The following is a 26,119-nucleotide window of genomic DNA, read 5'->3' as shown; positions in this document are numbered from 1 at the left end:
TGTAGGGTGCCGAAAAATGTCGGCACCGTATTACAAAATCAAGCGGTGTGTTTGATGCTTTTCAATGCAAATGCATGCTGTTTGGCAATTCAGAGTCTTCCGGGAGTTCTGCATGCAGCAACTCACCCTCCGGGTTGGGGTACAAAGGCGATCCGCAATCTTCACAGTACTCCAGCGGGAAACGTTCTTCCAGCACCTTGATTTGACGAATGCCGACTTCTTTTAACAAGGCTTCAATTTTTGAGCGAATAACGGGGTTGTCGGGTTCGCTTTCGATGTCTTTTTCGTACACCGGGTCAGGCTCATTGCCGTATTCTTCGCCAATGAGTGGCCACACCACGCCATGCACAATGTCGCTATTGCCTTCCACAGAAAAGCCGATTCGGTATTCTTCAATTTCTCCGCGATCTACAAATGCGCCAACACTGGCATGAATTTTCTGTGTGGGTACATCCAGCGCACTTTCAAGAAAGGCGGCAGAGGCGCGTACTGAATAGGCACGAGCCTCTTTCTCGGCCTCGCGGCACGCGTTGTAAAGGCCGTTTGGCAGCATCAGTTCAAGCAGGCAGCCAGGCATTATTTTTTGAAGGGCCTGGCCACCGGTCAGTCGCCAGTTGGCGAGCACTTCGTCTTTGCTCAGAAGAGTGCCATTGCTGTGGGCCTCAACTTGCCACTTGAATGCAGGTTGGCCCGCGGGCACGGAAATCGCGCCAATCAAATAACGTACATCACTTAAAAAGCTTTGGGTGGCGGGCAGGTTCTCGGTGTCGATGCGAACTTTCACGCGATCGATGGCAGCTTGCCCCAATTGCCTCGCCAGTTCCGCGGCAGCGGTGTAACTTTCAGGCAGTTGATCCGGGCTGAACAGCATGTTGGTGAGCACCAGGTGGGCATGATCAGACAGCACATTTTTTTGAAGCAGCTTGGTGAACTCAGCCACCGTGGCCTCTTCAATTTTGCCAGACGGAATGTTGTAGGTTGACCAGGCCAGTACTGGCGCGGCCAACAACAGAATGTCTTCTTCTTGACCCAGCTCGGGACTTTCGACGGTGTTTTCGATGGCGAAGGCCAACTCGTCGTAGGCACGGTAGTTGGTACTGTACAAATGATCAAGAGTTTGCATCAGCGTCGTGTCGCTGCGGCCTTCAAGCATGGGGGCCAACGCTGCAAACAGCTTCTTTTTCCAGAAACGGCGCTCAAGCCGGCTACCGGCGTCTGCAAGCAGAATGGCCAGGTTCGCCAGCGGTTTGGCGTACTTGGACAGTTTGGATCGGGAAGCTGTGTTGAGTGGTTTTCTGCGCATGGGTGGTCCTTCTGAGGTTCCACCCATTGTAGTACGAGAAGATTGCTTAAATTGTTTTGTCGCGCAGGTTGGACTGATCGCTCAGGCCTGGTCGTACCCACTCGGGCGGTGCCCATATGTGCTTGATACGCTGCCAAACTGGGCCAGGCTTGAGTGCATCTGAAAACATGTCGCGCCATTCATGGGTGTTCAGCGTCCAGATGTTGTTGGTCCTGGGTTGGCGAACAATGCCGTAGTCCACCGGCGCAACTTCGGGCTCGAAGGTGCCAAAAATTCGGTCCCAGATAATTAATACGCCGCCGTAGTTTTTGTCGATGTATTCGGCGTTGCGACCATGGTGCACGCGGTGGTGGCTGGGTGTGTTGAAAATATACTCGAACCATTTTGGAAACTTGTTCACAGCCTGAGTGTGAACAAAATATTGGTAACCCAAGTTGATGCCATAGGCCAATAGTACTGCCCACACGGGGAAGCCAATGATCAACATGGGCGCCCAAAAAATTTGGTGCAGGTTCACTGCATAGAACAGGCTTTGGCGCATGGCTGTGGTGGTGGTCATGTTCTCACCACTGTGGTGTACAACATGCGCGCACCAGAACCAGCGTACCCGGTGGCTGCCCCGGTGAAACCAGTAATAACAAAACTCAATGCCGAAAAGCAAGCCAGCAAAACTCAGCGGCGTGACTTCAATGGTCGCGATGCGGAAGGAGTAGATCCATTCCATGAATGCCGACACAAACAGCGCAAACCACACCAGCTCCATAGCCTGGTAGCTTCCACCCAACAGCATATTGGTGATGACTTCATTTTTTTTAAAGAAGAACGACTTGCCCTCTTTTTTCAGATACAGGTACTCGACCAGCGTTGCGCCCAGAAAAATTGGGGTGAGCAAGGTTAAAAACACCTGTTTCCAGTCCGGGTTCGGCCCGAACAGCAAATTGAATGTGGGCATTGCCTGGTCGATCAACTGTTCCATGCGTGAGTCTCCGCGTTTTGGTTTTTTGATGCCTTGAATTGTGCGCGGATATTGGCAAGGAATATTGTGAGTTCAAGCCTGTTTTTTGTGAAAATGCGCCAGCGTTTTACTGCGCAATCATCTCACGCCACTTCACATAGTCCGCTGCAACCTGCTTGGGTTGTTCCATCATGGGAACGTGCCCAACCTTGTCCATCAAAATGACATCGAAACCAGGCATCGCGGCTTTCAATTCTGCTGCGCCGTCCACATGCAATACCCGGTCTTCCTTGCCCCACACAATCAGGCCTGGGCCCTTGTATGCAGATGCCGGCAGCACAGCAGCCAGGTCAGAGGGCACGGTTTTAAAGTCTTTGTAAATGCGCTTGTGCAAAGATTGATCCGTGGCAGCGCGCGCAGCCATGGCATCCACTACAAAGCCGGGTGCGAAAGCAGGGCGCTCATACATCACCACATCCACAATTTTCTCGAACTCTTCGCGATTGCTTGCAGTTAAAACAATTTCACCTGTCTTCTCGAATTTCTGGATCACTTCTGATTTTCTGGACTCCACCAAGCCTGCGGGAGCTAAAAACCATACGGAGGCTACATCGCCGGGGTATTTTGCCGCATAGGCGCCGCTGATCCAGCCGCCCATGGAGTTACCGCCAATGTGTGGTTTCTCCAGTCCCAGCTTTTCAATAATTTCATGTACCCGGTCAATTTGGGTGTTGATGACATAGTCGGCATTCAAGTCGCGGGTGGAGGCTCCGAAGCCTGGCACGTCGATTGAATAAACGGTGTAGTGCTTGGTCAGGTAATAAGCCACCCGATTGAAGTTGTCTTTTGAGCCACCAAAACCGTGAATCAACACCAAGGGCTCGCCCTGGCCACCCTGCAGATAGGGCACCACAAAGCCGTCAATTTGAAGTACCTTGCGCTCAAGTCCGGAAATGGCCCGTTCGGCAGCAATGGCCAATCCCGCTGCACCCTGAATTTCACCTTCTGGCGCTTGAACGTTGCAGCCACTCAGACCGACAAGCGCAGTGCTTGCAAGAAGGGCTGTCAATCGCTTGATTGCGGTGCTGTGTTTTTTCATGTTGTGGTGTCTGTTTGTTGAAGTTGTATTGTTGAATACGCGCTAGCATAGAACAGGTAAAACTCTTCTGACAATATTTATTGTCAAATAATGAACCAGCATTCTAATCTCGGACATATTTCTGCCAGTTACGTGAATCTGCTTTTTGACTGGTTGGTAAGCGCTCATCCCGAAGTGGCCACCCGCATGCCCTTCGCACGGCCGGTTGCAGGTGAGTTGAACCGAATTGAGATTCCGCAATGGCAGGCCATGCTGGACTGGACGTACCAAGCGCTTGAGGACGCTGCAATGCCGCTAAAAATTGCCGCCCATGTGCGCCCGGCCAACATGGGTCTGTTGGGTTATGTGGCCAGTTGCTGCACCAACTTGGGCGAAGCATTTGCCCGTTTGCAGCAGTTTGAGAATTTGGTGTACAGCGTCAATGCATTGAATGTGGCGTTTCAGGGCGATGAAATTATCCTGCGTTGGGGTGCCGAACGCGGGCGCCCGGGTCACTGGGTTGATTCAGTGGCCATTGGCGTCTTGGTGGCATTCACTCAGCATTTGATAGCCACACCCGTGTACCCACGCCGTGTTCAGTTCATCAACCCCATGCCTGAAAACCCAAGTGATTTCGATGCTTTTTTTCAATGCAAGGTGGGTTTTGCAGGCGATTACACAGAAGTGGTGTGGCCGGTCAGTTTGCTTGAAATGCCATTGAAGTCGCCAGACCATGTCATGCGCAGCATGCTCGACCAGCAGGCGCAGTTGTTGTTGAAGCAGGTGAAGAATGGCGAAGAGTCAATTCCCGGTTTTCAGAAGGCCTTGCAAGAGTCCGTTGGCGCTGGCTTGCCGAGCTTGAGCGAAGTGGCCCGCCGTTTGTGTGTCAGTACGCGTACCTTGCAACGGCGCTTGCAAGAGCAGGGCACCAGTTTTAGAGATGAGTTGGAGCAGGTGCGGGTTGAAATGGCCAAAAACTGCCTTCAGGCGGGTGATCTCAGCCTGGCGGACATTGCCAATCTTCTGGCTTACAACGATCAAAGCGCTTTTACCCACGCTTTTAAACGGGTCACCGGTGTAAGCCCGGCCAAATATCAGCGTACAAAGCGACAATAGGCTCTAAAAGCGGACCGAATCGACCTTGCCCTCTTCAAAAATAAGGGAAAGTCCTATATCATATATAAGACTTGAGAGGCACTGAACCCCCGCCACTTTTGCATCGCAGCACTTGTGTGCACGTGCGAACTGCCTCAAAATTACACAGTTTCTATTGACCCCACCCAATCTAGGGAGATCTCATGCTTGAGTCCTATCGCCAACACGTTGCCGAGCGCGCAGCGTTGGGCATTCCTCCACTGCCTTTGTCTGCCCAGCAAACTGCTGATCTGGTTCAGCTGCTGAAGAACCCGCCCGCAGGCGAAGAAGAGTTTTTGCTGGACCTGATTACCAATCGTGTGCCCGCTGGCGTGGATGATGCCGCCAAGGTGAAGTCTGCCTTCCTGGCCGCCATTGTGAACGGCTCGGACACCTGCAAGCTGATTGATCGCAAGAAAGCAACTTTCTTGCTGGGCACCATGCTGGGTGGTTTCAACATCAAACCATTGATTGATGCGTTGAACGATGCCGAAGTGGGTGAAATTGCAGCTGAAGCCCTGTCAAAAACCCTGTTGATGTTCGATTATTTTCACGACGTAAAAGACCTGGCCGACAAGGGCAGTGCAACTGCCAAGAAAGTGATGCAAAGCTGGGCCGACGCCGAGTGGTTCACCAGCCGCCCCGAAGTGCCAAAAAGCATCAAGTTGACCGTGTTCAAGGTAACCGGTGAAACCAACACCGACGATTTGTCGCCCGCGCCCGATGCCTGGAGCCGTCCCGACATTCCATTGCACGCCTTGGCCATGTTGAAAAACCCACGCCCAGGTATTGAAGCGGACGAACCTGGCAAGGTTGGCCCCATTAAGCAATTGCAGGCCCTGATCGCCAAAGGCAACCCAATCGCTTATGTGGGCGATGTTGTGGGTACTGGTTCATCACGCAAGTCAGCCACCAACAGTGTGTTGTGGTTCACGGGTGATGACATTCCATTCATTCCCAACAAGCGTTTCGGCGGCTACTGCCTGGGCAACAAAATTGCTCCCATTTTCTTCAACACCATGGAAGATGCGGGCGCCTTGCCAATCGAGCTGGATGTCAGCCAAATGGACATGGGCGACGAAATCGAATTGCGCCCATTTGAAGGCAAGGCCTTGAAAAACGGTGCCGTGGTTGCTGAATTCAGCATGAAAACTGATGTGCTGTTCGATGAAGTACGCGCCGGTGGCCGTATTCCATTGATTATCGGTCGTGGCCTTACAGACCGCGCACGCGCTGCTTTGGGCCAGGGCCCAAGCCCAGTGTTCCGTCGCCCCTCTTCACAAGCTGCATCAACCAAGGGCTACAGTCTGGCGCAGAAAATGGTGGGCAAGGCATGTGGCGTGGAAGGTGTTCGCCCAGGTACTTACTGCGAACCCAAGATGACCACTGTGGGTTCCCAGGACACCACGGGTCCCATGACCCGCGACGAATTGAAAGACCTGGCCTGTCTGGGCTTCTCTGCTGATTTGGTGATGCAGTCCTTCTGCCACACAGCGGCTTACCCCAAGCCCGTGGACGTGAAAATGCACCATGAACTGCCCGACTTCATCGAGAACCGCGGCGGTGTGGCTCTGCGCCCAGGTGATGGTGTTATTCACAGCTGGTTGAACCGCTTGTTGATGCCCGACACCGTGGGCACTGGTGGCGACTCACACACCCGTTTCCCGATCGGTATTTCTTTCCCGGCCGGCTCTGGCTTGGTGGCGTTTGCTGCTGCCACTGGCGTCATGCCTTTGGACATGCCTGAATCCGTACTGGTTCGCTTTAAGGGCGAAATGCAGCCCGGCGTTACTTTGCGTGACCTGGTTAATGCAATTCCTTTGTACGCCATTAAGGCAGGTTTGCTGACCGTTGAAAAGAAAGGCAAGAAGAACATTTTCTCTGGCCGCATTCTGGAAATTGAAGGTTTGCCAGAACTGAAAGTTGAGCAGGCTTTTGAATTGTCAGACGCCTCTGCAGAACGTTCAGCTGCGGGTTGTACCGTGCATTTGGACAAAGAGCCAATTATTGAGTACATGAATTCCAACATCACTTTGATGAAGTGGATGATTGCACAAGGCTACCAAGATGCACGCACGCTGACGCGCCGAATCAAAGCCATGGAAGCCTGGATTGCAAACCCTGAATTGCTGAAAGGCGACGCCGATGCGGAATACGCTGCCGTAATCGAAATCGATCTGAAAGACATCAAGGAGCCCATTCTGGCTTGCCCGAACGACCCTGATGATGTGAAGTTCTTGAGTGAAGTGGCTGGCGACAAGATTGATGAAGTATTCATCGGTTCTTGCATGACCAACATTGGCCACTTCCGCGCAGCCGGCAAGGTGTTGGAAGGTAAAACCGACATTCCAACACGCTTGTGGATTGCACCACCCACCAAGATGGATCAGCACATCCTGACCGAAGAAGGCTACTACGGCATCTTGGGCCGCACTGGCGCGCGCATGGAATTGCCAGGTTGTTCACTGTGTATGGGTAACCAGGCGCAAATCCGCAAGGGTTCCACCGCTGTATCCACTTCCACACGTAACTTCCCGAACCGCCTGGGCATTGACACCCGTGTGTACCTCAGCTCGGCCGAACTGGCTGCTGTGTGTGCACTGATGGGCAAGATCCCGACTGTGGAAGAGTACATGGAGCAGGTGAAAATGCTGGGCAATGTGTCTGGTGAAGTTTATCGTTACATGAACTTTGATCAAATCAAGGAATTTGTGGACATTGCAAACAAGGCTGAATTGGCGGCATAAGTAGGCCCAACAAGTTGTAACAACACAGTCATAAAAAAGCCACCTTCGGGTGGCTTTTTTACGTGTGTTCAATCCGCTCTTTTCGGGGACGCTGGTTTTTTTTCGGTTTTCGGTTGACCTGTAGAAGCAATTCTTTCAAGGTTGAGTGAATTACATTGATTTCAGCAAGCTTGCCCAGGCGGCAAATGTCCCTGTGATTTGAAAATTTCACAAACATGTCGCTGTGGTCTTCTTCAAGAAAAAGAATATTGGCAGTGGGGAAAGTTTTCTCCAGCTTGCTCAATGCGCCTTCTTCAAATTCTTCCATGATATTCATGTCACAAATCACAAGCTTGGCGTGTGAAAGTTCGCTGAAATCTGGCTCAATGCTGCGAAATGAATGGACACATTTTTCGCCCAGGCTATTCAGAAAGCGTTGGTAAGCCATTGTTTTTATGGGGTAGTCGCTGAATACTACACAGGCGATAAGCAGTGGTTTCATGTCATGCAGCCAACGCAATTAAAATTTTGGATGCCTTATTCTTCCTCTTTCCAATCCGGGTGGGTATTACCTGAGTGGGGTAAGATATTCACTTACATACATTGCTACCCCAGTTTTTCGGAGACACAATAAAAATGGCAGGTTTCAAAGAATATGACCAGTTCGACGCCCTTGGTCTTGCCGGGTTAATCAAAAAAGGCGAGGTGAGCGCAGTTGAATTGCTCGAGGAGAGCATTGCCCGCACGGAAAAAGTAAACCCGCGCATTAATGCCGTAATTCGTCCCATGTACGACATTGCACGTGCGCGCGCCAAAGAAACTGTCGAGGGGCCCTTTGCAGGTGTTCCCTTTTTGTTGAAAGACCTGATTGCCAGTTATGCCGGTGTCGAGATGAGCAGCGGAAGCCTTTTCTACAAAGGCTTTGTGCCCTCCGAAGATTCAGAATATGTAAAGCGATTCAAGCGGGCGGGTCTGAATATTTTTGGTAAAACTGCCACGCCGGAATTTGGTATTACCCCCTCCACTGAACCTGAGCTGACCGGGCCATGTCGTAACCCCTGGGATCCACTGCGCAGCCCTGGTGGCTCCAGCGGCGGTGCTTCCGCAGCTGTGGCGGCTGGCATTGTACCCATGGCCAGCGCAAGCGACGGAGGCGGTTCAATTCGCGTACCCGCATCGTGCACCGGCTTGTTTGGTTTGAAGCCCACGCGCGGGCGTGTGCCTTCTGGCCCCGACCTGCCCGATGGGTGGTTTGGTTTCATTGCAGAGCATGTGGTGTCGCGCACTGTACGGGATTCTGCGCACATGCTGGACTGCTTGCAGGGCAACTACCCCGGCCAACTGCTGCGCATTGCGCCGCCGGCAAAAACGTATGCTGCTGCAATTGAAGCAAAGCCCAAGAAATTGAAAATCGCCTATTCACTGGACCCCGCCTTGGGTGAAACCCTGCATGCTGATTGTCAGGCAGGTGTGCTTGAAACAGTCAAGTTGCTTGAAAGCCTTGGCCACACTTGTGAAGAAGTTCGCCTGCCCATTCACAAGGAAGAATTTATTTACGCTTACACCGTGTTGGTGTGTTCAGAAATGGCTGCTACCTTGAAAGAAGGTGAGCGCGTGTTGGGAAGAAAAGGCAAGGCGGCTGATTTTGAGGCACGGACATGGGCATTGATGAAATTGGGTCGCAGTTTTAATGGTGGTGATGTGGCCAATGCGGTGTGGACCATGGCGCAGTTTTCTCGCCAGTGGATGACGTTTTTCGAACCCTACGATGCGCTGTTGACCAGTACCTTGGGCGAATTGCCAATTGCAGTTGGAGGCCTTCGCCCAACCCCGCAAGAAATGATTGAATTGAAGGCACTGAGCTATTTGCCAATTGGTTTTATCGCCAAGCAAAAAGATTTTGTGTTGAAAGCGGGGCGGCGCGTGTATCAGTACTGTTCCCAAACCATGCCGGCCAATGTCACGGGTCAACCTTCAATGAGCGTGCCATTGCACTGGAATGCGCAAGGCATTCCGGTGGGCATGATGTTCACTGGCCGTTTTGGTGAGGAAAATGTGTTGCTTAGCCTGGCTGCCCAGCTTGAGCAGGCCAAGCCATGGGCAGGCAAACGCCCGCCCATTCACGCGGGCGGTTCAGTTTAACCAAAGCGGTTGGAACTGGCGATTGCCTGCATCGACATGACAATGGGCTCAACCAGTCTGTCTTGAATCTCGGGGCCCGCTTGCTGGTGGGCCTTGAGTAATCCAATTTGCATGGCGTGGGCCGCCTGTGTCAACGGCTTTTTCACCGCAAGTATTTCTGCATCAGCGGGATTGTGATCCATCAAGTCGTTGCTTTGTTTGATACTCAAGATCATTTCTTTTGTCAGTTCATATTCATTCTTGATCGCCTCAAACACGCCTTGCGATTGAACCGGTGCCAATTTTGCATACTGTTGGGCAATTTGCATGTCCGCTTTTTCCATGGCGGTGGCGGTTCTGTCAATAAAGCTTTTGAAGAAAGGCCATTCCTGATACATGGTTTGCAGTTGTGCTGTTCGTTGCGAGGGTGTGGTGTTGGCGCCAGCGGGTTGATCGATGAAGTTTTTCAGCGCGCTGCCTGTGCCAAAAAATGCGGGCATGGCGCTTCCCGATTGATACCACGAACCCACCCAAGGTATGGCCCGCAGTTTGTCAAGGTTGAGACCGCCTCCCGCCGTGTTTGCGCGCGAGGCAGGACGGCTGCCAGCATTGGATTTACCGACAAATTCAATGGGTGTACTGCTTTGAAAAAAATGGGGAAGCTCAGGATTGGAGTACAGGCTTTCATAGTGGTTGCGTGCATGTTGAGCAAGTTTTTCCATGGTGCTGGCGTATTTTGCAATTTGTTGGTCTTTGCCGGTTGCCATGGTCTCAAGCGTTGAGCCCACCATGTCTGCCAGGTTGGATTGCGACATTGTTTTTGTGCCGAATTTTGCAGGTACTTCTTCACCTTGCTCGGTTTGACGCATGCCGGTTAGCAAGCTGGCGCCGTTGCTTGATTTGATTTCCTGCGCATAAGAATCGCCTGAACCCCTGGCTTCTGTGCCGCCGCGGCCATGAAACACATGCAAACTCACGCCGCGCTGCTCAGCTACTTCAAGCATCTTGGCTGTACCTTCATACACGGCCCAACTCGAGGCGAGTGGTCCGTCCAATCGATTGCTGTCGGAATAGCCCACCATGATTTGTTGCTGATTGCCGCTGGCTTGAAGCGCCTGACGGTACCATGGGTTGTTCAGCATGCTGTTCAAAATGGCCGGGCCGTTGTGCAGGTCATTCACAGTTTCAATCAGGGGGACAACATTCATCTTGATGCCTTGCTCATCGGCCAGGCCTGCGTGTTTCAGCAGCAACATCACTTCAAGCATGTCGCTCATGGTTTCTGTGTTGGCCGTAATGCAGTTTTTAAGTGCCTGCGGCCCGTAACTGTCGTGAATGGTTTTGTAACTCTTGATCAATGCTATTTCGCGATCAAATTCGGCATTCTCGCTTTGACCGTCAATGGGTGCATCGCTCAGTACAGTTTGCTTGTTGAGCAGCAAGTTGGTCAACAAGGTCTGCTTTTCAATTTCTCCCAGGCTTTCGTAATTGCTTGGGCCGCCAGACCTTCTCAACAATTCACCAACTGTTTTTTCATTCATGGCGCTGTTTTGCCGAATATCGGTGCTGGCACCGTGAAACCCGATGCTGTCTGCATCCAGTTTCAGCAAATCCAGTTTCTCTTGAACGGCCGCTTTTTCTTGAGTATGCAAACTGGCAATGCTCAAAGATTCAAGATCATGTACCAGTTCATTTGCGTTCAGGTACAAATCGCCTTGAATTGGCAATGGGCTGTTGCCCACCAAATGTGTTCGGGTTCGCGCCAGTTTTTCCCGAATCAGACCAAGTGATTCCGAATGTCCAGATTTGCAAAGCAGGTTGCACAGGCTGCCTGTTTGGGTATTTTTCTCTTTGCCAATTTCTTGTTCAAAGTACTCAAAAGCTGCCGTGCTCAGGGTTTTGACCACGTCCTTTAACACGGTTGCATCAATATTCGGGTTGCCATCCCGATCACCTCCAACCCAGTTGCCAGCTTCAACCAAGGGTTTCGACAGTTTCAAATTATTGGGCAGTCCCGAGAGTTGTTGGTTGATCTGTTCGTGAATGGTGCGGCCAGAACTGTGCAAGTGCCTGATATTGGCAGAGAACTGATTGGCCTCGTCTTGCACGGTGGGTTTTAGTTCCCGCACGCCTTGAATTTCCCAAAGCTCTTGGCAGACTTTTGCATTGCCTTGGGGGCTGGCAATGTTGTCGAGTTGAGAAAGAACAATTTCACTGGCCTGAGGTTTGTTGAAATTGGTAGGGTGGGCAGTAAATACCGGAGAAATTTTGGTATTCGACAGTCTTTGAACAATAGATTCTCCCCGGCTTGCCGAGTTGTCGATCAAGGTTTTCAGCCCTCGCATCAGCGATTGCGTTATTGGGGCATCTTGGGCCTTCATCTGCCTTTCCGCAGTACTCAATATCATGAGTTGGCTATTCAAGTATTTCAGTGCACTGACTATTGCCTCGGGGTCATTCTTGTTACGTTGAACAAATTCCTCTACACGGGCATGAAGTTGATTGAAATCAGGTTCAGCAGTTTCAATCTGTTCAGCCAGTTCACAGGCCTGTTCAAACTTCAGCGGGGGCAAGCTTTTCTGCAATTGAAGCTTTAAATTCGCATGGGTATTTTGCCGAATATCTTTGAGCTTGCTGGCCAGGGGGCCAACAATCCTGGTGGATGCTGAGCCTGAGCTACTTCTTCCCAAGGCATTGCTGCCTGCTGACATAGCGATTTGAGCACTGCTGTGGCTTGCAACTGCGCGAAACATGGTGGGGACTCCGTTCTATTTTTTTGGAGCCACGAGGATAATTTGGGTGGAGTTACGTAATCAGAAAGAGGGGTGGGGGGACGTGAGTACTTGCTCACTCTTTTGCCCATAGCTACAGTTTCAGGGATTGTAAACTTGCACTTCAGTTTTCGGCATTGCACCAAAAAAAACTGAAGTGCATGTAGTGGCAAGCTTTATCAGCTTGGTTCCATTACTTAAAACGTATCGTTGGGTATGCGAACCCAACCTTCCATCAATACGCGTGCGCTGCGGCTCATAATCGCCTTTTTCACCGCCCACTGGCCGTTTTCAAGCACAGCCTGTGCACCCACACGCAAAGTACCGCTTGGATGGCCAAAGCGAACGGCTTCTCTTTCACTGCCACCCGCCGCCAAATTCACCAGGGTGCCAGGCACAGCCGCCGCTGTACCAATGGCCACTGCGGCCGTACCCATCATCGCGTGGTGCAATTTACCCATGCTCATGGCGCGTACCAGCAAATCGATGCTTGCAGCTTCAACTGCCTTGCCGCTCGAACTGGTGTAGGTTTTCGGTGGTGCAACAAAGGCCACTTTGGGTGTGTGTTGGCGTTTGGCTGCTTCATCAATGTGTTTGATCAAGCCCATTTTCAGGGCACCGTGGGCGCGGATGGTTTCGAACATCGCCAATGCCTTGGGGTCACTGTTGATGTCGTCTTGCAGTTCGCAGCCGGTGTAGCCAATCCTGTCCGCATTGACGAAAATGGTCGGGATGCCCGCATTGATCAAAGTGGCTTTCAATGTACCCACGCCGGGAACATCGAGGTCGTCAATCAGGTTGCCAGTGGGGAACATGGAGCCTGAAGCACCATCTTCGCCTTCATCGGCCGGGTCCAAGAACTCCAGCTGAACTTCGGCCGCGGGGAAAGTAACCCCATCCAGTTCAAAGTCGCCGGTTTCTTGAACAAGCCCGTTGGTAATTGGCACATGCGCAATAATGGTTTTGCCAATATTGGCTTGCCAAATACGCACCACACAAGTGCCGTTTTGTGGCACGCGTGCGGGCTCTACCAAGCCACTGGCCACTGCGAATGAACCCACCGCAGAGGACAAATTACCGCAGTTGCCGCTCCAGTCCACAAAGGCTTTGTCGATGCTGACCTGTCCGAACAGATAATCCACATCGTGATCCGCCTTGCTGCTTTTACTCAAAATCACGGTTTTGCTGGTGCTTGATGTAGCACCACCCATGCCGTCGATTTGCTTGCCATAGGGGTCCGGGCTTCCGATTACACGCAACAAAAGTTTGTCGCGTGCCTCGCCCGGTTTCTGGCAAACTTCGGGCAAATCCTGCAGCCTGAAAAACACACCTTTGCTGGTGCCGCCACGCATGTACGTGGCGGGTACTTTCAATTGCTGTGTGTGTTGATTGCTCATGCAGCTGTTCCTTCAAGGAAGTCTTGCGCGAAACGCTGTAAAACGCCGCCAGCCTCGTAAATCGAAACCTCTTCAGCAGTGTCCAAACGGCAAGTCACAGGGAATTCGACGCGTTCCCCATTCTTGCGGGTCATCACCACAGTCAAGGTTGCGCGTGGGCTGCGCTCGCCCACCACTTCAAACACTTCCGTGCCGTCAATGTTGTAGGTGTGGCGTGTGTTGCCAGCCTTGAATTCCAAGGGCAGGGTGCCCATGCCGATCAGGTTGGTGCGGTGAATTCGCTCAAAGCCTTCAGCAACAATTGCTTCTACTCCGGCCAGACGAACACCTTTGGCTGCCCAGTCGCGAGAAGAACCCTGACCGTAGTCAGCACCTGCGATGATGATCAGCGGCTGGCCACGGTCCATGTAGGTTTCAATTGCTTCCCACATGCGCGTTACCTTGCCTTCCGGTTCAATGCGGGCCAGTGAGCCTTTTTTCACTTTGCCGTCTGCATCGCGAACCATTTCGTTTTGCAGGGTGGGGTTGGCGAAGGTGGCACGTTGCGCGGTCAAATGGTCACCACGGTGCGTGGCATAGCTGTTGAAGTCTTCTTCCGGCAAACCCATTTTATGCAGGTATTCACCTGCCGCGCTGTTCATCATGATCGCGTTGGATGGGCTGAGGTGATCAGTCGTAATGTTGTCACCGAGTACCGCCAGCGGGCGCATGTTTTTCAAGGTGCGTGGTCGAGCAGCCAAAGCACCTTGGCCTTCCGTGTCCCAGTAGGGTGGACGACGAATGTAGGTGCTTTGTGGGCGCCAGTCGTACAGTGGGCTTTTCGCTTCTTCAATGGCACCCAGGTCAAACATGGGAATATAAATTTCGCGGAACTGTGAAGGTTTCACGAATTCATTTACGATCGCATCTATTTCTTCATCTGAAGGCCACAGGTCTTTCAGGCGAATTTCTTTGCCGTTCACTATACCCAGTACATCGCGCTCAATATCAAAGCGAATGGTGCCCGCAATGGCGTAAGCCACCACCAGCGGGGGGCTGGCGAGGAACGCCTGCTTGGCGTAGGGGTGAATGCGGCCATCGAAGTTGCGGTTGCCGCTCAATACAGCGGTGGCGTACAAATCGCGGTCAATAATTTCTTGCTGAATTTTAGGATCAAGCGCGCCACTCATGCCGTTGCAGGTGGTGCAGGCAAAGGCCACAATGCCAAAGCCGAGCTTTTCCAGTTCAGGCAACAGGCCTGAGTCTTTCAAATACAACTCGGCCACTTTGGAACCTGGGGCGAAAGAAGATTTCACCCAGGGTTTGCGTACCAAGCCCAACTCATTGGCTTTGCGGGCCAACAAGGCCGCAGCCACTACGTTGCGCGGGTTGCTGGTGTTGGTGCAGCTGGTAATGGCAGCGATAATCACGGCACCATCAGGCATCAGGCCCTCGGCCTCTTGGGCGCGCGCTGCATCCAGGTTGCCTGCAATGCCTTTGGCTGCCAAATCGGTGGTGGCCACGCGGGCGTGTGGGTTCGACGGGCCAGCCATGCTGCGCACCACTTTGCTCAAATCGAATGTCAACACGCGCTCGTATTCAGCACCAGTCATTTTGTTGGCCCATAAGCCAGTGTGCTTGGCGTATTGTTCAACCAGCTTCACCTGCTCGTCTTCACGGCCAGTCAGCTTCAGGTAATCGATGGTTTGCTCGTCGATGTAGAACATTGCGGCGGTGGCACCGTATTCCGGAGTCATGTTTGAAATGGTCGCACGGTCGCCAATGGTCAGGCTGTTGGCACCCTCACCGAAAAATTCGATATAGGCACCCACCACGCGTTCCTTGCGCAAAAACGCAGTCAATTCCAGCACGATATCGGTTGCAGTAATGCCGGGCTGGCGTTTGCCAGTCAATTCTACGCCCACAATATCGGGCAGGCGCATCATCGATGCACGACCCAGCATCACGGTTTCAGCTTCCAGACCACCCACACCAATCGAGATTACGCCCAGCGCATCCACGTGTGGCGTGTGGCTGTCCGTGCCCACGCAGGTGTCGGGGAAGGCCACGCCGTCGCGTACCTGCACCACCGGCGACATTTTCTCCAGGTTGATCTGGTGCATGATGCCGTTGCCCGCTGGAATCACATCCACATTCTTGAACGCGGTTTTGGTCCAGTTGATGAAGTGAAAGCGGTCCTCGTTACGGCGTTCTTCAATGTCGCGGTTCTTCTGGAAGGCGTCGGGATCAAAACCGCCACATTCAACCGCCAGTGAATGGTCCACAATCAATTGCGTGGGCACCACCGGGTTCACCAGTGAGGGGTCACCGCCCTGGTCCGCAATCGCATTGCGCAGGCCAGCCAAATCCACCAAAGCGGTTTGACCAAGAATGTCGTGGCAGACCACGCGGGCTGGATACCAAGGAAAATCAAGATCGCGCTTACGGTAAATCAATTGCTTCAGGCTGTCAGTCAGCGAAGAAGGTTCACAGCGGCGCACCAGCTGCTCAGCCAGCACCTTGCTGGTGTAAGGCAGCTTGTCCCAAGCACCTGGTTCGATTGCATCGACAGCCGACTGGGTGTCGAAGAAATCAAGCTTCGTACCTGGAAGGTTTTTACGGAATTGAGTGTTCATGCTTATTTGCGATCCTTGATGGGTACAAATTTCTGGTCTTCGGGGCCGGTGTAGTTGGCGCTTGGGCGAATGATCTTGCCGTCAATTCGCTGCTCAATCACATGGGCGCTCCAGCCGGAAGTGCGGGCGATCACGAACAGGGGCGTGAACATGGCGGTGGGCACACCCATCATGTGGTAGCTCACGGCGCTGAACCAGTCCAGGTTCGGGAACATTTTCTTGATTTCCCACATCACGCTTTCCAGTCTTTCCGCGATGTTGTACATCTTCATGTTGTTCTGTTCTTTGGACAAATCTTCCGCCACTTTCTTGATCACCACATTGCGGGGGTCGCTCACGGTGTACACGGGGTGGCCAAAGCCAATCACTACTTCCTTGCGTTCAACGCGTGCACGAATATCGGCTTCTGCTTCATCCGGGTTGTCGTAACGCTTTTGAATTTCGAACGCCACTTCATTGGCGCCACCATGCTTGGGGCCGCGCAAGGCACCAATGCCGCCGCAGATGGCGGAATACATGTCGGAACCTGTACCGGCTACCACGCGGCTGGTGAAAGTGGATGCATTGAATTCATGCTCTGCGTACAGAATCAACGAGGTGTGCATGGCGCTGACCCAACTGTCGCGCGGCTTTTCGCCGTGCAGCAGGTGCAGGAAGTGGCCACCGATGGAATCATCATCAGTTTCCACTTCAATGCGCTTGCCGTTGTGGCTGTAGTGATACCAGTAAAGCAGCATGCTGCCCAGGCTGGCCATCAGTTTGTCGGCAATGTCCCGAGCACCGGGGTGGTTGTGGTCGTCTTTCTCGGGTTGCAGGCAACCCAATACGGAAACACCAGTGCGCATCACATCCATGGGGTGAGCTGAAGGGGGCAGGGCTTCCAGCGCTTGCTTCACGCCCGCAGGAATGCCGCGCAAAGCTTTCAGTTTCAGTTTGTAGCCAGCCAGTTCAGCCACGGTGGGCAGCTTGCCGTGCACCAGCAAATATGCAATTTCCTCAAATTCGGTGGTGGTGGCCAAGTCCAGAATGTCGTAACCGCGGTAAGCCAGATCGTTGCCCGTACGGCCCACTGTACACAGGGCGGTATTTCCAGCGGCGGTGCCTGAAAGGGCTACAGATTTTTTGGGCTTAAAGCCAGGTGTTGTTGTTTGTTGCTCAGACATTGCTGTCTCCTGTTAAAAATAGTTTTTTATAACAATTGTTTATATTGTTTAATTAAAGTTATTTCTGCTGAAAAAGAGCGTCCAGTTTCTGCTCGAAGTCGTGGTAGCCAATGCTGTCATACAGCTCCATGCGGGTTTGCATGGTGTCCAGTACGTTCTTCTGGGTGCCATCGCGGCGCACCGCTTCATACACGTTCTGTGCTGCTTTGTTCATGGCGCGGAAGGCGCTCAAGGGGTAAAGCACCAAGCCTACGCCCACGCCTTTCAGTTCTTCGGTGGTAAACAGTGGGGTTGAACCAAATTCAGTGATGTTGGCCAACACAGGCACCTTCACAGCGTCCACAAATTGCTGGTACATGCTCAGTTCAGTCATTGCTTCCGGGAAAATCATGTCGGCACCGGCTTCCACGCAGGCGCAAGCACGGTCAATCGCCGATTGCAAACCTTCCACGGCCAATGCATCTGTACGCGCCATGATCACGAAGTCGTCTGAACCACGGGCATCCACGGCCGCTTTGATGCGGTCCACCATTTCAGCTTGGGTCACAATCGCTTTGCCGGGGCGGTGGCCACAGCGTTTGGCGCCCACTTGGTCTTCAATGTGCATGGCGGCAGCGCCGGCTTTCATCATGGCCTTGGTGGTACGAGCGATATTGAAGGCTGATGAGCCAAAGCCAGTGTCGACATCCACCAGCAATGGGGTGTCACACACATCGGTAATTCGCCGCACGTCGGTCAGTACGTCATCCAGTCCTGAAATGCCCAGGTCGGGCAGACCCAGTGAACCAGCCGCCACGCCGCCGCCGCTCAGGTAAATGGCTTTGAAGCCGGCACGCTTGGCCAGCAATGCGTGGTTGGCATTGATTGCGCCAATCACTTGCAAAGGTTGTTCTTCTTTCACTGCCTGGCGAAAACGGGCGCCTGCGGAATGTTGGGTCATGGTGTTCTCCTTGTTGTATGTTCTGTGTGGTGCAGGGTTCGTGCCAGTCAACAAAAATAATAGATTATTCAAATAAGATCAATAATTTGGCGTATTAATATCAAGTAATTACAAGAATAATTTTATGGTGTTTTGAAACACATTTGTATAAAATGAAACGGTTGAGTGTTTCAAATGAAACTTAAGGTGTTTTGAATGAAACCCAGAATTGTGGTGTTCAGCATCAGCGCATTGGCTGGTACATTGCGGGAGATTGCCCGCGACTACAGCGGTTCAGCCAACATTGAATTGGTGCCCAAGGCCTATGAAGATGCCTTGGCGTATGCACGTCATCGTTACTACACCGACACGGCCGATGTATTCATCGCCGCGGGTTCAAACGGCGCATTCTTGCAGAACCAGCTTGAGGCGCCGCTGGTCATTATTCGTACGGACGGTTTTGATGTGATGCAAGCCTTGGCATCAGCCAGAAAAGCGTCCGCGGCAGTGGGCTTGGTCAGTTACGAACATTCGTTTGATGAGCTGGAGCAGTTTGCCCGAGCGTTTGATGTGCCCTTGAGTACCCGAACTTATCGTACACCGGAGGACGCGCGTCGCGCCGTGCGGGAATTGGCGCAGCTGGGTGTGAAGGTGGTGGTGGGGTCGGGCTTGGTCACCGAAATCGCACAAGAAATGGGCATGGAAGCCATTCTGATTTATTCCCGGCAAGGTGTTGTCAAAGCCTTTGAGGAAGCCATACGGCTGGCCAGTGCCAAAGCTTCAGGCGGAGTGCGCCGAAACAGTCAGGCTTATACGTACCACACCGAACAAGACCTGATTGGCAATAGCCGGGCAGTTGAAAAGCTGCGCAATACGATCCGCCTGTGTGGCAGTATCGATTTTTCCGTACTAATTCAGGGTGAAACCGGCGTGGGCAAGGAGTTGGTGGCCCAATCCATCCACAGCGCCAGCCCTCGCGCAGGAAAGCCATTTGTCGCAATCAATTGTGCATCGCTCACAGAGAGCTTGCTTGAAAGCGAGCTGTTTGGTTATGAAGAGGGTGCATTTTCAGGGGCCGTGAAAGGTGGGCGCGCGGGCATGTTTGAAAGCGCACAGGGGGGCACCGTGTTTCTCGATGAAATTGGTGACATGCCTTTGGCTTTTCAAACCAGGCTGCTGCGCATTCTCGAGGACAACACAGTGCGCCGAATTGGTTCTGCCTCATCCCGCAAAGTTGATTTTCGTTTGCTGGCGGCCAGCAACGTGAATTTGCAGCAAGCCGTTGAAGAAGGGCGCTTTCGCGAAGACCTTTATTTCCGGCTGAATGAAATGCTGATCCATATCCCACCACTGCGAGAACGTACCGAAGACATTGGCGAATTGGCGGGCTACTTTTTAAGGACCACGCCAGTGCGTGTCAGCAAATCGAAATTTGATGAGTTTCTTCAACTGGCTTTGCCAGTTCTTCAATCCTTGCCTTGGCCAGGCAATATCCGTCAATTGAAGAATGTGTGTCGCAGGGCGGCTGTGTTGATGTTGCAAGAAAGTGATCTGTCGTCCTGGCGCACCTGGTTTCCAGACCTGCTTGTGGGCGTGGAGAATTCGACCACGTCACCTTTGCAGCACATCAATTTTCTCGATTCAATGAGCAATATGAATGCCTTGGCCTTGGCCTACAGCAGGGCGCCTATGTCGGAGCGCACAAGCATTGTCCGTCAGGCATTAAACCTGGTCGGTGGCAAGGCCAATAAAGTGGCTGAAGGTTTGGGCATTAGCAGGTCTACGGTTTGGCGTTTAAATAAGGGCAGCTAACAACATGTCATACACGCCACCCACCTTGACTGAATCGGATGTCGAATTCACCGCCATTCGCGCCCAAGGCGCAGGTGGTCAAAATGTCAACAAAGTGTCCAGTGCCATTCATCTGCGTTTTGACATTCGTTCATCGTCTTTGCCTGAATTCATCAAGGAAAAATTACTGGCTCTGCAAGACCAACGTTTGACCAAAGACGGTGTTATTGTCATCAAAGCTCAAACCACGCGCAGTCAAGAACAAAATCGGGTAGAAGCCCTTGCACGCTTGAACGAGCTGCTTGTCGAGGTTGCCAAACCTGTCAAGGTTCGCCGTGAAACCCGACCCACCCTGGGTTCAAAACGTCGCAGGTTGGAAGGCAAAAGCATTCGGGGGCAGGTCAAGGCGCTGCGTGGAAAGGTCCAGGATTAATCGTTGCCCGTGACAGAACACAAGCTGTTGTACGCGACCGAAAATAACAAACATTTGTCTTTATCGTGTATAAAAAACACTGGCAATTTTTGTTCAAACTATTTTTCGGGAGAATCAATGGACCTTATTCGCATACTGATCGCCATCTTGTTGCCTCCACTGGGCGTGTTTCTTCAAGAAGGGCTGGGCAAGCATTTCTGGATCAACATCATTCTGACTTTGCTCGGCTACATTCCCGGCATTGTTCACGCCGTGTATATCATTGCCAAAAAGTAGCCGCTTGCTGCTTGCGCAGGAACACTGCCCTTGGAGTGTTCCGTTTTACAAATTATTCTGTATGCCGTTCTTGTTCGCAGCCCGTTAATACCCTCTCATTCACAACATTCAGGAAAACAAGATGCAAGCCACCAAACTGATTGGAATTCTGTTGATTGTTGCCGGCACCTTGGGACTGGTCTACGGGGGCTTTAGCTACACCGAAGAGTCAACCGCAGCAAAAATTGGTTCACTCGAGATCACGGTGGATCAGGAAAAAGAGGTCAATGTTCCCATGTGGGCAGGCGTGGGTGCAATTGTCGCCGGCGCTTTCCTGCTGCTGGTGGGTGGTCGCCGCCGCTAGTTTGTCCAGCGTTCAACTAAACAAATGACCACGCCACAATGCGCGTGGTCTTGTTGCCTTGTTCCATTTCAACTTCAAGAATATCCCGTGCACCCGCATTGCGCATATGCCATTTGGCTTGCGGTACATTTTCGGCCTTTGACACCAGCGTGGTAAACCATCTGCATTGTTTACCAAATTGCGCGCTCTCGTTGATCATGGTTTGCAGAAAACCAATTTCCCCACCCTCGCACCACAATTCATTCTTCTGCCCACCAAAATTCAAGCCCGCAGGTGCTTTTGAACCTGGTTTTTCTCCACGATTAAAAGCCAGACTATTCACTTTTCGTTGATTGCTTTTTATGGCTTCTTTTTGTGAGGCGTGAAACGGCGGGTTGCATACGCTCAGGTCAAATTTCTCCCCTGGCTTGATCACACCTTCCAATATTTTCCGTTTATCCCGCTGCAGCCGCAGATCAATCAGGCGCTTCAAGTCGTCGTTTTTATCCAGCACCGAGGCAAGGTTCTTCAAGCCAACCGGGTCAATTTCACTGCCAGTGCAGTGCCAGCCGTATACTTTTGCTGCCAGTAATGAATAAATGCCGTTGGCCCCTGTGCCGATGTCCAGCATTTTTACCTGCCTTGAATCTGATGCCTTAATCCCGCAGCTCGACAGCAAATCTGCCGCGTAATGAATGTAATCCACCCTGCCGGGGATCGGAGGGCACAGGTAGCCCTCTGGCACGTTCCACTCCGAGATGCCGTAGTGGTGTTTCAGCAGTGCGCAATTCAAAGCTTTCACGGCAGCAGGCGAGGCGAAATCGATGGAGTTTCGGCCATGGTTATTGGGCTTAACAAATTTTTTCAGGGCAGGGGAAGTCAACACCAAGGCATCGAAATCGTAACCGTCTTTGTGCGCGTTATTGGGGTGAAGTGTTTTGGTCAATTTTTCTCTCGCTGGGCCTTGCTGCGCGCCGCCAAATCATAGCAACCGGTTTTGTTGGCATTCTCGGTAGAATCGGGCGCACCTGTGTCCACAAATGGAATCAATGCGGCAAACGGGTTTAGCAGCGACAGCAACACCGCGCCAGCCACTTTGCCCGCAATTGGACCTTTTTCAAGGGATACATCGGGTGAGCCCATGGTGCCAGTGATCAGCAAAGGCGTACGCAAGCTAACCGGACTGAAGTCTTTGGGTGTTACAACCACCCTCAAATTCAAGGCTTCTGTTTTCATCGAAATACTGCCATTGACCCACATTGCAGAGTCTTGAGTATCAATCACAAATACCCTGGGTTGCAGTACGCCATTGTTTGCATCCAGATCGGCAAACGCACAGGTCATTTGCAACACGTCATCACCCCGAAACCAAACACCGAGCGCCTCGGCAGCGTCCAGGCCAGCAGCCTCAACGATCAAATGCGACATGGTGCCATTGCGCACCTGTGTTCGTACATTGCCAGCCAGGCTACCCAGTATTTCAGCAGTCGAGCGGCCTTGCCCACTCAGTTTGGCAGCACCATTCATGGTGCCGGTTACATAAGGCAGCTCATTGCCTGCCCTTGGTATGTTCAGCCATTGCTCAAGCTGCACATTGGCCCAATTCAGGTCCACATTCCAAATAGCGATATCTTCTCGCCCATCCAATTGCACCGAGCCAGCAAGTTCGCCCTTTGCTGTTTTTGCCTGAATGTCTGAAATGATCAAAACACCCTCAGTGACAGCCAAATGTGCCCGCAAGGGTCGAAGTGGCTTCAATATCTCGCTGCCCAAATCCAGATTGTCGATGTCAATTTTTACATCAGCATCCATCGCTCTCAGGGAGGGCAGGTCAAAGGGTTTGTCCGGCAACACTCTGCCTTGGTTTGTGGCTGCTGCAACTTGTTTTTCAGCCGGTGCGCCTACGGTAGGGCCCAGGTCAGCCAGTACCAGCGACGCTCCTTTGAGTTCTCCGGTCAGAAGGGGTTGTGTTTTTCCACCTTCATAAACAAAGCGCCCGTTCAAACGACTGCTGCCGATTGTTGCGTTGTCAATATTGACTTGCCAGTTGCTTGCATCACGCACCAAATTGCCTTCCGTACGAAAGGCTGGCGTGTTTGGCAACGTGACTCCTAGCGCCTGGCCTGCCGCGGCCAGGGATGATCCACTTACTGCAAATTGTCCAGACAGTTGCTGCATACCCAGCGCATCGGCGGCGTTCCCCTTAAAGTCCAATCGGGCTCGCCCCAAAGACACGTTCAACTCCACCGGAATTGGCTTGCCTTGCTTGGCCACCCAAGGCAGTACACCGGTTGATTTCAGTTGTATATCAAGCTTTTTACCTTGATACGAACCCAGTGCCATCACAGTTAGCGCATCGGCTCCAATCTCTCCTTCCTGTAGGCTCAGTGTTGCATCCAGATCAAGATCAAGGGGCTCATCCCGATAGGTGATTTGGCCTTTCTGAATGGCCAACAAACCAAACTCCGGGGCAGGGGCAGGCCCTGTGTCTGGTTCGTTTTTGGTAAATTGCCACGATGCTCGCCCGTCTTTCAGGCGTTCGAAATTGCCGTTCAGCAATGTGGCTGTTAACGACTTGATTCTCAAGGCAGATCCTGGCGTGTTGGCCCACTTGATCAGATCAACATAGCGCAATCCAACAGACACGTTTTCCGCTCTAACCATAAAAGGCGACTGGCTCCAGGCAGGTGCGTCCACCTCAAAATGATTCAAGCTCAATCGAACGCCACCAATCAAGCGCAGTTTAAACCGGGGGTCACTTTCATCCGGTTTCGTCAGTTGAATATCTCTTTCAAGTGTTTTACTCAGCCATTGCTCGGCTGGTTTGGCCAAAAAGGGCCATCCCATTAGTTCAAATATACCCACAGCCAAAACAAGCAAGGCCAGTGTCGCCCAAGCCATTATTCGAAAAGGCTTTTGCTGGTAAAGCTTTAAGGTAATCGGTGTTCTTTTCAAGTGTTGTCCTGATTCTCTGGTGCAAGAATTCGGTTGTTGCCTCGCACTTCTTGCTGTGCTTAACGCATACTGGCAAGAAGCAGTCAACCTAAGTGTGTTGTACCCGTTATACGGAATATCTCAATTCGATTGATTTCTTTTATTCAGGAAGTATGAAACATGAAAACATTGTTTTCCATGATTGCATTGATGTTCGCTTTGAGCAGTTGTGCAGTGTACACCCCTGCGGGTTCTGTCGTGGTTGATCCGGGTGGCCATGGCGGCGGTCATTGCCCACCCGGGCAAGCTAAAAAAGGCAACTGCTAAAACGGTTTTCCTGTTATGAGTGCTTACGTGGTTGGTCAAATCAACATCATCGATCCACTCAAGTGGCAAGAGTATCGGGACCAAGTGCCCGGCACTCTTGCTGCCTGGAATGCGGAATTGGTTTTCAGGGGTGTTAAGACCGCAGATTTGGCACTCCAAAATGCCTTCAGCGACATCGTGGTGATACGTTTCCCAACGCTGGATGCAGCCCATGGCTGGTTTCAATCGAATGCTTACCAGGTGCTTATACCGCTTCGCGAGGCTGCGGCCCAGGTGTTGTTAACCACATACGAGGCTTGAATCACTTGCTTGATCCTGCAGCTCGAGAAATTCTCCAGTTTTGGTTTGAGGACATAGATCCGAAATCCTGGTGGTCGGCCGACCCAAAATTTGACGAACAAATTCGTCTGCGTTACGGAGAAACCCTTTTGAAGGCTGCCAAGAGTGAGTTTTTCTCATGGCGTGCCTCAGCCAGAGGACGTCTCGCAGAAATCATTGTTCTAGATCAGTTTTCTCGCAACGTGTACCGCAATACACCCTCAGCATTCGCTCAGGATTCGATGGCCTTGGCCCTCGCCCAAGAAGCAGTTGCGACGGGTGTGTTAAACGACTTGACTCCCGATGAAAGGGCATTTTTGCTTTTACCTTACATGCACAGCGAGTCACGGCTTATTCATGTTCACGCCGAGCGCTTGTACCGAGAATGGGCTCCCGAGAATAACCACAACTTTGAGCTTCGACACAAGGAAATCATTGACAGGTTTGGGCGATATCCACATCGAAACAGAATCCTGAATCGAGAGTCCACCCCTGAAGAGCTCGAGTTTTTAAAACAACCGGGGTCAAGTTTTTAGCCACCGCGGTTTGATCGCGCATTGAGCACTTCAAAAAAGTATCTGTAGCTGGCACGGTCATGCAGTTCACCCTTGATCTGAATCGGCCCCCATTCAGCTTTCTGCGCCTCGGTCAATACCAGCACCGCTTCATCCACCTCGGAATCGGTGGGCAGCATGGCCGATACAATGTGAACAATCTGATCCGGATGAATGCTCCACATTCGTGTGAAGCCGAAATCGCGTTTAGCACGAGTCGCGTCCTCGGCCGCCATTTCTGGCTGACGAATATTGCGGGTCACGTTGTGCGAGGGCACTTTGCCAAATCGATGGCAGGCTGCTGAAATTTCAAGTTTTGCCCTGCGCACCAGCGGGTTTTCGAATTGACCCGGCGAATTCAAAGCGGTTTTGGGAATTGCACTCCGGTGGCTCGAAATGAAATCCATTATTCCGAACGAAAGTGATTCAACTTCTTCAAGACCTGCAATTTGATGCACAGCCGCCAGGGCTCCGTGGGTTTCAATCAACACGTGCATGGGTGGCGCTTCAACGCCCGCCTTGGCGCATTGTTCACGAATACGGCCAATCGCCAGTTTGACGTCGTCAAAGTTTTCAGGCTTCGGTAGCATCAAGTAAGCGGGCAAGGGCACACCTTCGCGCAACACAATTGGCAACTCCTGTTCAAACGCAGGGTCTTGCACCGGGTGCAGTCGAACGCCCGGTCTGCGCGTTTCGCCACCGTATCGTGCTGAAAAATCGACCAGGCTTTGTGCAGCCCATGTTGCAATTTCGGTCACATGGCCCACCACAGCGCCATCTTCCAAGTCCAGCGTAATGTCGAAGCAGGCTCCAATTTCGGCGCGAATCTGCAAAGCCTTCTCAAAATACTTGGGGCGGCCTGTGTAGTGGTCACACACCGGCAGGTTCACCTGTGCGTGGTCTTCGCTGTACAAAATTGTGGAAATGTTTGCCAAATCCAGGTTGTGCTTCTTCACGCGCTAGTCCTTCGCAGTGTTCTTTC

Annotated in this window: 22 protein-coding genes; 10 read left to right on the top strand and 12 right to left on the bottom strand. The window is 52.1% G+C overall.

Annotated features, from left to right (window positions below; all coding sequences use genetic code 11):
• Positions 1-61: 61 nt before the first annotated feature.
• The 3 genes from HKT17_RS09270 to HKT17_RS09260 form a co-directional block, all read right to left on the bottom strand.
• The gene (locus tag HKT17_RS09270; protein ID WP_168427002.1) at positions 62-1,303 is read right to left on the bottom strand and encodes a DUF2863 family protein; all 1,242 of its coding nucleotides are present in this window, start codon (positions 1,301-1,303) and stop codon (positions 62-64) included.
• Positions 1,304-1,349: 46 nt separating this feature from the next.
• Entirely contained in the window at positions 1,350-2,279 is a 930-nt protein-coding gene (locus HKT17_RS09265) for a sterol desaturase family protein (RefSeq protein WP_171099572.1), read from the bottom strand.
• Between the two features lie 106 nt (positions 2,280-2,385).
• Complete coding sequence (locus tag HKT17_RS09260) at positions 2,386-3,357, bottom strand: alpha/beta fold hydrolase (RefSeq protein ID WP_171099569.1); 972 nt, start codon at positions 3,355-3,357, stop codon at positions 2,386-2,388.
• 90 nt (positions 3,358-3,447) lie between these two features.
• Between HKT17_RS09260 and HKT17_RS09255 the strand changes: the two genes are divergently transcribed.
• Both HKT17_RS09255 and acnB read left to right on the top strand, forming a co-directional pair.
• Positions 3,448-4,452: a helix-turn-helix domain-containing protein gene (locus HKT17_RS09255; RefSeq protein ID WP_171099567.1), complete on the top strand. Its 1,005-nt coding sequence runs from the start codon at positions 3,448-3,450 to the stop codon at positions 4,450-4,452.
• A gap of 182 nt (positions 4,453-4,634) precedes the next feature.
• On the top strand, positions 4,635-7,217 hold the full coding sequence (gene acnB / locus HKT17_RS09250) for a bifunctional aconitate hydratase 2/2-methylisocitrate dehydratase (RefSeq protein WP_171099565.1): 2,583 nt from the start codon (positions 4,635-4,637) through the stop codon (positions 7,215-7,217).
• Between the two features lie 58 nt (positions 7,218-7,275).
• On the opposite strand, the gene HKT17_RS09245 is transcribed toward acnB, so the two are convergent.
• Positions 7,276-7,698 carry a hypothetical protein gene (locus HKT17_RS09245; protein WP_171099563.1) on the bottom strand — a complete coding sequence of 141 codons (423 nt, stop codon included), beginning with the start codon at positions 7,696-7,698 and terminating at the stop codon, positions 7,276-7,278.
• A gap of 134 nt (positions 7,699-7,832) precedes the next feature.
• Here HKT17_RS09245 and HKT17_RS09240 point away from each other — a divergent pair, with 134 nt between their 5' ends.
• The gene (locus tag HKT17_RS09240; protein WP_171099561.1) at positions 7,833-9,338 is read left to right on the top strand and encodes an amidase; all 1,506 of its coding nucleotides are present in this window, start codon (positions 7,833-7,835) and stop codon (positions 9,336-9,338) included.
• Here HKT17_RS09240 and HKT17_RS09235 read toward each other — a convergent pair.
• The 5 genes from HKT17_RS09235 to prpB all read right to left on the bottom strand — a co-directional run bounded on the left by HKT17_RS09235 (position 9,335) and on the right by prpB (position 18,203).
• Entirely contained in the window at positions 9,335-12,070 is a 2,736-nt protein-coding gene (locus HKT17_RS09235) for a phosphoenolpyruvate carboxylase (RefSeq protein ID WP_171099559.1), read from the bottom strand. The two genes, HKT17_RS09240 and HKT17_RS09235, sit on opposite strands and share 4 nt — an antisense overlap.
• Positions 12,071-12,285: 215 nt before the next feature.
• Positions 12,286-13,485, bottom strand: coding sequence for a 2-methylaconitate cis-trans isomerase PrpF (gene prpF / locus HKT17_RS09230; RefSeq protein WP_171099557.1), 1,200 nt, complete (start codon positions 13,483-13,485; stop codon positions 12,286-12,288).
• On the bottom strand, positions 13,482-16,100 hold the full coding sequence (gene acnD, locus HKT17_RS09225) for a Fe/S-dependent 2-methylisocitrate dehydratase AcnD (RefSeq protein WP_171099555.1): 2,619 nt from the start codon (positions 16,098-16,100) through the stop codon (positions 13,482-13,484). Before acnD ends, prpF begins: the two co-directional genes overlap by 4 nt.
• Positions 16,101-16,102: 2 nt before the next feature.
• The gene (gene prpC / locus HKT17_RS09220) at positions 16,103-17,263 is read right to left on the bottom strand and encodes a bifunctional 2-methylcitrate synthase/citrate synthase (protein ID WP_138518085.1); all 1,161 of its coding nucleotides are present in this window, start codon (positions 17,261-17,263) and stop codon (positions 16,103-16,105) included.
• Positions 17,264-17,321: 58 nt separating this feature from the next.
• Positions 17,322-18,203 carry a methylisocitrate lyase gene (prpB, locus tag HKT17_RS09215; RefSeq protein ID WP_105029899.1) on the bottom strand — a complete coding sequence of 294 codons (882 nt, stop codon included), beginning with the start codon at positions 18,201-18,203 and terminating at the stop codon, positions 17,322-17,324.
• Between the two features lie 195 nt (positions 18,204-18,398).
• On the opposite strand from prpB, the gene prpR reads away from it, so the two are divergent.
• The 4 genes from prpR to HKT17_RS09195 all read left to right on the top strand — a co-directional run bounded on the left by prpR (position 18,399) and on the right by HKT17_RS09195 (position 21,025).
• Complete coding sequence (prpR, locus tag HKT17_RS09210) at positions 18,399-19,994, top strand: propionate catabolism operon regulatory protein PrpR (RefSeq protein ID WP_171099553.1); 1,596 nt, start codon at positions 18,399-18,401, stop codon at positions 19,992-19,994.
• A gap of 4 nt (positions 19,995-19,998) precedes the next feature.
• Entirely contained in the window at positions 19,999-20,406 is a 408-nt protein-coding gene (gene arfB / locus HKT17_RS09205) for an alternative ribosome rescue aminoacyl-tRNA hydrolase ArfB (RefSeq protein WP_171099551.1), read from the top strand.
• Between the two features lie 117 nt (positions 20,407-20,523).
• Positions 20,524-20,682, top strand: coding sequence for a YqaE/Pmp3 family membrane protein (locus HKT17_RS09200; RefSeq protein ID WP_171099549.1), 159 nt, complete (start codon positions 20,524-20,526; stop codon positions 20,680-20,682).
• A gap of 121 nt (positions 20,683-20,803) precedes the next feature.
• Positions 20,804-21,025 carry a hypothetical protein gene (locus tag HKT17_RS09195; RefSeq protein ID WP_008248518.1) on the top strand — a complete coding sequence of 74 codons (222 nt, stop codon included), beginning with the start codon at positions 20,804-20,806 and terminating at the stop codon, positions 21,023-21,025.
• Between the two features lie 16 nt (positions 21,026-21,041).
• Here HKT17_RS09195 and rlmF read toward each other — a convergent pair whose 3' ends face one another.
• Both rlmF and HKT17_RS09185 read right to left on the bottom strand, forming a co-directional pair.
• A complete protein-coding gene (gene rlmF / locus HKT17_RS09190) occupies positions 21,042-21,950 on the bottom strand; it encodes a 23S rRNA (adenine(1618)-N(6))-methyltransferase RlmF (protein ID WP_171099546.1) in 909 nt (302 codons plus the stop codon).
• Positions 21,947-23,959 (bottom strand): AsmA family protein, encoded by a 2,013-nt coding sequence (locus HKT17_RS09185; protein ID WP_171099544.1) that lies wholly within the window; start codon positions 23,957-23,959, stop codon positions 21,947-21,949. Before HKT17_RS09185 ends, rlmF begins: the two co-directional genes overlap by 4 nt.
• A 159-nt stretch (positions 23,960-24,118) precedes the next feature.
• Between HKT17_RS09185 and HKT17_RS09180 the strand changes: the two genes are divergently transcribed.
• From HKT17_RS09180 to HKT17_RS09170, 3 genes are read left to right on the top strand one after another with little or no spacing between them, the layout of a single operon-like run.
• Positions 24,119-24,265, top strand: a complete 147-nt coding sequence (locus tag HKT17_RS09180; RefSeq protein ID WP_171099542.1) for a hypothetical protein — start codon at positions 24,119-24,121, stop codon at positions 24,263-24,265.
• Between the two features lie 15 nt (positions 24,266-24,280).
• A complete protein-coding gene (locus HKT17_RS09175; RefSeq protein ID WP_171099540.1) occupies positions 24,281-24,565 on the top strand; it encodes a DUF1330 domain-containing protein in 285 nt (94 codons plus the stop codon).
• Complete coding sequence (locus HKT17_RS09170; protein ID WP_171099538.1) at positions 24,562-25,119, top strand: DUF924 family protein; 558 nt, start codon at positions 24,562-24,564, stop codon at positions 25,117-25,119. Before HKT17_RS09175 ends, HKT17_RS09170 begins: the two co-directional genes overlap by 4 nt.
• Here the strand turns inward: HKT17_RS09170 and HKT17_RS09165 are convergent.
• Positions 25,116-26,093, bottom strand: a complete 978-nt coding sequence (locus HKT17_RS09165; protein WP_105029337.1) for an HpcH/HpaI aldolase/citrate lyase family protein — start codon at positions 26,091-26,093, stop codon at positions 25,116-25,118. The genes HKT17_RS09170 and HKT17_RS09165 overlap by 4 nt on opposite strands.
• Between the last annotated feature and the right edge of the window lie 26 nt (positions 26,094-26,119).

It is taken from the genome of Limnobacter sp. SAORIC-580 (genome assembly GCF_013004065.1).
Lineage (GTDB): Bacteria > Pseudomonadota > Gammaproteobacteria > Burkholderiales > Burkholderiaceae_B > Limnobacter > Limnobacter profundi.
Note: the sequence above shows the minus strand (reverse complement) of the source record. Positions and strands in the feature narration are given on the sequence as shown.